The 7268-nt window shown below is 39.8% G+C and carries 4 protein-coding genes; 3 read left to right on the forward strand and 1 reads right to left on the reverse strand.

What is annotated here, in order from left to right:
* The 3 genes from F6K15_RS29800 to F6K15_RS29810 form a co-directional block, all read left to right on the forward strand.
* Nucleotides 1-2456 (forward strand): S-layer family protein (locus tag F6K15_RS29800; RefSeq protein ID WP_293068239.1); only part of this gene is annotated, 2456 nt, incomplete at its 5' end.
* Between the two features lie 87 nt (nt 2457-2543).
* On the forward strand, nt 2544-5591 hold the full coding sequence (locus tag F6K15_RS29805; protein ID WP_293068241.1) for a DUF4347 domain-containing protein: 3048 nt from the start codon (nt 2544-2546) through the stop codon (nt 5589-5591).
* Nucleotides 5592-5872: 281 nt separating this feature from the next.
* Nucleotides 5873-6820, forward strand: a complete 948-nt coding sequence (locus F6K15_RS29810; RefSeq protein WP_293068244.1) for an aldo/keto reductase — start codon at nt 5873-5875, stop codon at nt 6818-6820.
* Nucleotides 6821-6858: 38 nt separating this feature from the next.
* Here F6K15_RS29810 and F6K15_RS29815 read toward each other — a convergent pair.
* Nucleotides 6859-7268: hypothetical protein (locus F6K15_RS29815; protein ID WP_375341095.1), on the reverse strand; the 410-nt coding region annotated here is incomplete at its 5' end.

The raw sequence follows: 7268 nt of genomic DNA on the forward strand, positions 1-7268 counted from the left end.
AAATAACAGTTATTTCACAGGGAGAGGAAAAAGCTGTTATTGATGCGGGGAGTGAGACTGGAATAGGCGATCGGGTGTTTCATGTTTTGGAAAATGCTGCGCTACAGTTGGAGAATGTAGAAGTTACGGGAGGCTTTTTAAATGCTCCAGGTGGTGGTGTCAATAACTTAGGTACAGTCAATATTAACAACAGCACTATTAGTGGCAATTCAGTAGCAAGTTTTGGTGGTGCTATCTACAACTCAGGTACAGTCAATATTAACGACAGCACTATTAGTGACAATTCAGCAGAAAGTATTGGTGGTGGTATCGATAACTACCGTGGTACAGTAAATATTAGCAATAGCACTATTAGTGGTAATTCACAAGCAAGTTTGGGTGGTGGTATCAACAACTCAGGTACATTGAGTCTTAACAATACCAATATTAGTGGCAACTCAGCAACTTTGCGTGGTGGTGGCATTGACAACTCAGGTACAGCTAATATAAGCGATAGCAATATTAGTGGTAATTCAGCAACATATTATGGTGGTGGCATCTTCAGCATAACTTCCGCAGACAGCCTAAGTAGCGCAATTGTTAATATCAACAACAGCACTATCAGTGGTAATTCAGCAGGTACTAATGGTGGTGGCATTACAAGCGATACTGGCACATTTACCATCAGTAATAGCACTATTAGTGGTAATTCCACATTTAATGGTGGTGGTATATATAATTCAGGTACAGCAAATATCAGCGAGACCACTATTAGTGATAATTCTACAGTTAATGGTGGTGGCATCAACAACTCAGGTACAGCAAGTATCAGTGACAGCACTATTAGTAGTAATTCTGCAGTTAATGGTGGCGGAATAGAAAACTCAGGTACAAGCAGTATTAGTGATAGCATTATTAGTGGTAATTTCGCATCTGTTGGTGGTGGTATCAATAGCTTCAGTGGTACAGCAAGTATCAGTGACAGTACTATTAGTGGCAATTCAGCAATTAATGGTGGTGGCATCACAAACAATTTAAGTAGTACCAATATAAGTAACAGCACTATTAGTAGTAATGAAGCCAATTATGGCGGTGGCATCAATAACTTCAGTGGTACAACAAGTATCAGTAACAGCAACATTAGTGGTAATTCAGTAAATTCTGCTGGTGGTGGCATCAATAACTTAGATACAGTAAGTGTAAGTGACACCACTATTAGCGGTAATTTTGCATCTTATGGTGGTGGCATCAATAATTATTCAGGCACAGCCAATATCAATGACAGCACTATTAGTAGTAATGAAGCAACTTATGGTGGTGGTATTGATAACTACTCAGGTACAGCCAGTATTAACAACAGTACTATTAGTGGCAATTCAGCATCTTATGGCGGTGGCATCAACAATTATTTAGGTACAGTTAGTATTGGCAACAGTACCATTACTCTTAATGAAGCTGTTTCAAGCCAAGGAAGTGGTATTTTTCACTATGATGCCTTTACTGATGTCACCTCTAGTATTGTTTCCGGTAATATCAACAGTGATGTTGACTCCATAAGTAATAACAACTTTACCAGTGGTGGGAATAATCTAATAGGTACAGGTAATGCCACCACTATCTTCAATGGTAACAATGACCAAACAGGGATCGCAGACCCTTTACTTGGAGAATTAGCTGATAATGGTGGCCCCACCTTCACCCATTTACCTCTGTCCAATAGTCCCGCCATTGATGCAGGCAGTAATCCCAATAATATTAATACTGACCAACGGGGCGAAACGCGGTTAGTAGGCGAAGCAGTTGATATTGGTGCTGTAGAATTACAAATTCCACTAGAAATCATTGGTACTTCTGAAAGCGAAATCCTTAATGGTGCAGGTGAAAATGATACCATTACAGGTCTGGCAGGTGATGACACTATTAATGGTCGTGGTGGTGATGACCAAATTATTGGTAGTCGAGGTGGCGACTTCCTCTATGGAAAAGACGGCGATGATACTCTAGAAGGTCGTCAAGATAACGACTTCCTCTTTGGTGGTAATGGTAATGACTCCCTCCTTGGTGGTCAAGGTCGCGATCGCTTCAATGGTGGTACGGGTAATGATACTCTTACTGGTGGTGCTAGTATTGACCGCTTTATTTTCAATACGACTGATGAATTTAACTCAGATAATATTGGAGTCGATGACATTACTGACTTTGTTCCAGGACAAGATAAAATTCTCCTAGGCAAAAGCACTTTTACTGAAATTACCAGTAATTCAGGAGAAGGTTTCAGTGTTAATAGTGAATTTGCTATAGTTAGCAGTGATGCTGATGCTGAAACCTCAGCAGGAGTTATTGTTTATAATAGTAGTAACGGCAAGTTATTCTATAATGCTAATGGCACAGAAGCAGAATTTGGCAGTGGTGGTGAATTTGCTAATCTCACGAATACCCCATCTATTAGTGAGGATGATTTCTTCCTCAGAGGATAAACTCTAAACATAAAATAATATTAAGAAATTAGGAAATAATACAAAATGATGGTATATTGTGGTTTCACTCTACAAAGCTCCTAGATTATGAATCAAACCAAACTTTTATTCATTGACTCTAAGGTAGAAAGTTACCATCATTTAATTCCAGAGGTCGATCCTCAGACAAAAATAGTTATCCTAGAACCCAATGGAAATGGTATAGACCAAATATCTAAAAGCCTGTGTGAATGCCTAAATGTAGAGACAATTCATATTATTTCTCATGGCGCAAAAGGTGCTTTGTCTCTGGGAAATAGTATCCTGAAAAATGACAATATTCATCTATATGCTGAGAGTATTCAAAAGTGGGGCAAATGTTTGTCTGCTAGTGGAGAAATATTGATTTATGGTTGTCAGGTGGCAAGTGGTCAAGAAGGTAGAGAATTTGTCAGACAACTGCATAAAATCACAGGAGCAAATATTGCAGCATCGGAAACACTGACTGGAAATGTTAGCAGAGGTGGTAACTGGAATTTAGAAGTAATATTTGGTCAACTTAAGTCTGCATTGGCATTTACACCAGAAGTGAGGGCAAGTTATCCAGGAGTATTGGCAAATATTGTGGTGGATACTACTGATGATGTAGTGGATGATAGTGATGGTGTTACTTCTTTACGGGAAGCTATTATTGAAGCTAACAGTACACCGGAAGATGACACTATTCAATTGACGGCGGGGGCAACATATAATCTGACTATTTCAGGAAGTGATGAGGATGCTGCTGCCACAGGAGATTTAGATATTCTTGCTGGTGGTGGAGAAATTACAGTTATTTCACAGGGAGAAGAAAAAGCTGTTATTGATGCTGGTGGTGAGAGTGGAATTAATGACAGGGTGTTTCATGTTGTCGCAGGCGGCTTTCTATTTACAGATGGCTTTTTACTGTTGGAAAATGTAGAAGTTACTGGTGGGAGAGTGTCTGGTAATGGTGGTGGTATCAAGAACTCAGGTACACTTACTATCAACAACAGTATTATCAGTAATAATTCGCCTAATGAAGTTACTGGTGTGATAGGATATGGTTCTGGAATCTACAACTCAAATACACTTACTATCAACAACAGCACTATCACTGGCAATTTATCCACTAGTGGTGGTGGTATCCACAACGTTGGTATAGCGAATATCAACAATAGCAATATTAGTGGTAATTCTGCATCTTTGAGTGGTGGCGGCATCTTCAGTTTCTCATTCAGTTCCTTAGGTAGTACAACAAATATCAGCAACAGCACTATTAGTGGCAATTCTGCATATTTTGGTGGTGGCATCGACAACGACTTGTTTAGTACAGTCAATATCAGCAATACCACTATTAGTGGTAACTCAGTAGATATTGATGGTGGTGGTATCAACAACACTGGTACAGTCATTATCACCAATAGCACTATTAGTGACAATTCTGCATTTTCTAGTAGTGGTAATTTTAGTACTGCTAATGCTTATGGTGGAGGCATCTTCAACAGATATGGCAGCCTTAGTATCAGTAACAGTAATATTAGTAGCAATTCTGCATCTTTGAGGGGTGGAGGTATCGCCAACTTATTAGATGCTACAGTCAATATCAGCGACAGCACTATTAGTGATAATTCAGCAACAGATGGTAGTGGTGGTGGTATCTTAAACTATGATGGTACAGCGAGTATTAGCAATAGCACTATTAGTGGCAATTCTGCTTTCAATGGTGGTGGTATCTCCAACTTAGCTGGTATAGCTAATATCAGTGACAGCAATATTAGTAGCAATTTAGCCAATTTTAATGGTGGTATTGTCAGTACAGGCACAAGTAGTATCAATAATAGCACTATTAGTGGTAACTCAGCAGGTGTTGGTGGTGGGATTTTTATTGCAGGTACAGCAAGTATTAGCAATAGCACTATTAGTGGCAATTCAGCAGGTTTAGCTGCTGGCATCTATAACTTAAACTCAGGCACAGCTAGTATCAGTAACAGCACTATCACTGGCAATTCATCATTTTCGGGTGCTAGTGGCATCAAAAACACAGTTGGTGGAACCACAATAGTCACCTCTAGCATTGTCTCCGGTAATGCTAACATTGATGTTGAAATTACACAAAGCGGGAATATCTTAATTAGTGGCAACAATAACTTGATTGGTACAGTTGATAGTCTCGCTATCAATAGCTTCAATGGCGATCGCGACCAAGTAGGTGTGACCAACCCTCTACTGGGAGAGTTAACTGATAATGGTGGCCCTACCTTAACCCATTTACCTCTGTCCAATAGCTCTGCCATTGATGCAGGCAGTAATCCCAACGCACTGACCACAGACCAACGAGGCGAACCCCGATTTGCTGGTGAAGGGGTTGATATTGGTGCTGTGGAAGTGCAACCTCAATCTATACAAGAAATCATTGGTACTGCTGAAGCTGATTTTCTCAATGGCACAACAGGACAAGATAGCATTTTTGGGTTGGATGGCAACGATGTTATTAATGGTTTAGATGATGACGATGTTTTATTTGGTAATAGAGACCTAGATACTATCAACGGAGATGCAGGTAACGATACAATTTTTGGTGGTAGAGACGAAGATTTAGTTTTTGGCAACATAGGGGAAGATTTTCTCAGGGGAGATAGAGGCAGTGATTCAGTTTTTGCTCAGGAAGGTAACGACACAATTTTTGGTGGTAGAGATAATGATTTTGTAGATGGAGGTTTTGGTAATGATTCAATATCAGGCGATCTAGGCAGCGATACCTTAATTGGAGGTCAAGGAATAGATACCCTCAGTGGTGGTAACGATGCTGATATTTTTGAATTAGCTGTTGGCGAAGGTTTGGATATTATCATCGACTTTGTGCCAGGACAAGATATAATTCTGCTTGACAAAACCACGTTTAGTGCTATTACCAGTGACTCAGGAACAGGTTTTAGTGTCGATGCTGAATTTGCTATAGTTACCAGTGACTCTGATGCCGAAACCTCAGAAGCAGTTATTGTTTACAATAGCAACAATGGCAAATTGTTCTACAATGCAAATGGTACAGCAGCAGAATTTGGCAGTGGTGGTGAATTTGCTAATCTCACGAATACCCCATCTATTAGTGAAAATGATTTCTTGCTCAGAGAATAAGTGGGTTTAACGAAGTCAGAAGTCAAAAGTCAGAAGTCAGAAGTTATTGTTTAACGGGGGTTTGAGCAACTCTCCAAAAAGATTTCGCCTTAAAAGGTGGGGTTGCGCGACCCATATTATTTTGATCGACAAATGCCATTCGCTCCTACATATGGCGTTTTAAGGTTAATTTGCGTAAGTCCTGTTGATATGATTAGCAAAAATAACTAACTATAAACTATCATAGATATTGTTTGATTTACTAATTTCACTCACTTAACTATTTCGGAGTACATAACAAGATGCAATACAAATTATTAGGAAAAAGTGGACTCAGAGTATCCGAACTCTGTTTAGGCACAATGACCTTTGGCGAAGACTGGGGTTGGGGTTCTTCTAAAGAAGAAAGCCAAAGAATTTATCAAGTCTTCCGTGAAGCTGGTGGTAATTTTATTGATACTGCTAATATTTACACTAACGGTACAAGTGAGGAATTTCTCGGTGAGTTTATTGCCTCAGAAAGAGAAGCTGTTGTTTTAGCCACTAAATATACCAATGGTTTTGGCGATAATAATCCAAATGGTGGCGGAAACCAACGCAAAAATATGGTGCAGTCGGTAGAAGCTAGTCTCAAACGTCTTAATACTGACTATATCGATGTTTTATGGTTGCACGCTTGGGATTTTATGACCCCACCGGAAGAAGTAATGCGGGCATTTGACGATTTGGTTAGAGCCGGAAAAGTATTATATATTGGTATTTCTGATGCTCCTGCTTGGGTTGTTTCTCAATGCAATACCTTGGCTGAATTACGGGGATGGACACAATTTATTGGTTTACAAATTGAGTATAGTCTGATTCAACGAACTCCAGAAAGAGAACTTTTGCCGATGGCTCATACTTTGGATATTGGGGTAACTGCGTGGTCGCCTCTAGCTAGTGGTTGGTTGACTGGGAAATATACCAAAGCTAATGTAGAAGAAGAGCGCAGACTAGACAATGAAATGATGAAAGATTTTGTGAATCAGAGCGATCGCAATTTAAGTATTGCCAAAGAAGTAGATAAAGTCGCAGAAGAAATAGGAAAAAGTTCGTCACAAGTTGCTTTAAGTTGGTTATTAAATAAGGGTGTAATTCCCATAATTGGAGCTAGAAAAGTTTCTCATATTGAATCCCCACGTTATTTGTCCGAGGCCAATGGTGGCCACAATCCTGACACCAGTATTCACATTGTCCTTTTGCGATATTAGTGCTGTTACACTTTGGACAAGATAAGACAGGGGAAAATCTAGAAATCGTTCTCTTCCATTTCAATAAAAGGACGAACATGAAATTCAAGTTTTTTTGATAAAAAATTTTCAACGTCTTTAACACAGAGCCGATGACGTTTCATTTCTCTTAATAGTCTTCTGTCTCTTTCCGTAGTTAAAATTCCAGAAGCTAGCCCTCCTAAAGTCGTGCCAGCCAGTAACCCCCCACCAACACCTAAACCACTGATAGCAGAACCGATGCCACCTACAACCCACCCTACAGCCGTCCCACCAACGACCAAAAGTACTCCCGCAGCTAATCCTGTAGCAATAGTTCCCGCTGCTGCTGCCAGTGGGTCGTCTTTTGCCCATTGTTTGAATATCTTACCAAAAGTACCTTTTTGAATGCTTTCGATTAAAGCCTTACCACCTTCTACTACTTTGTTTA

The organism is Okeania sp. SIO2B3, assembly GCF_010672525.1.
Lineage (GTDB): Bacteria > Cyanobacteriota > Cyanobacteriia > Cyanobacteriales > Microcoleaceae > Okeania.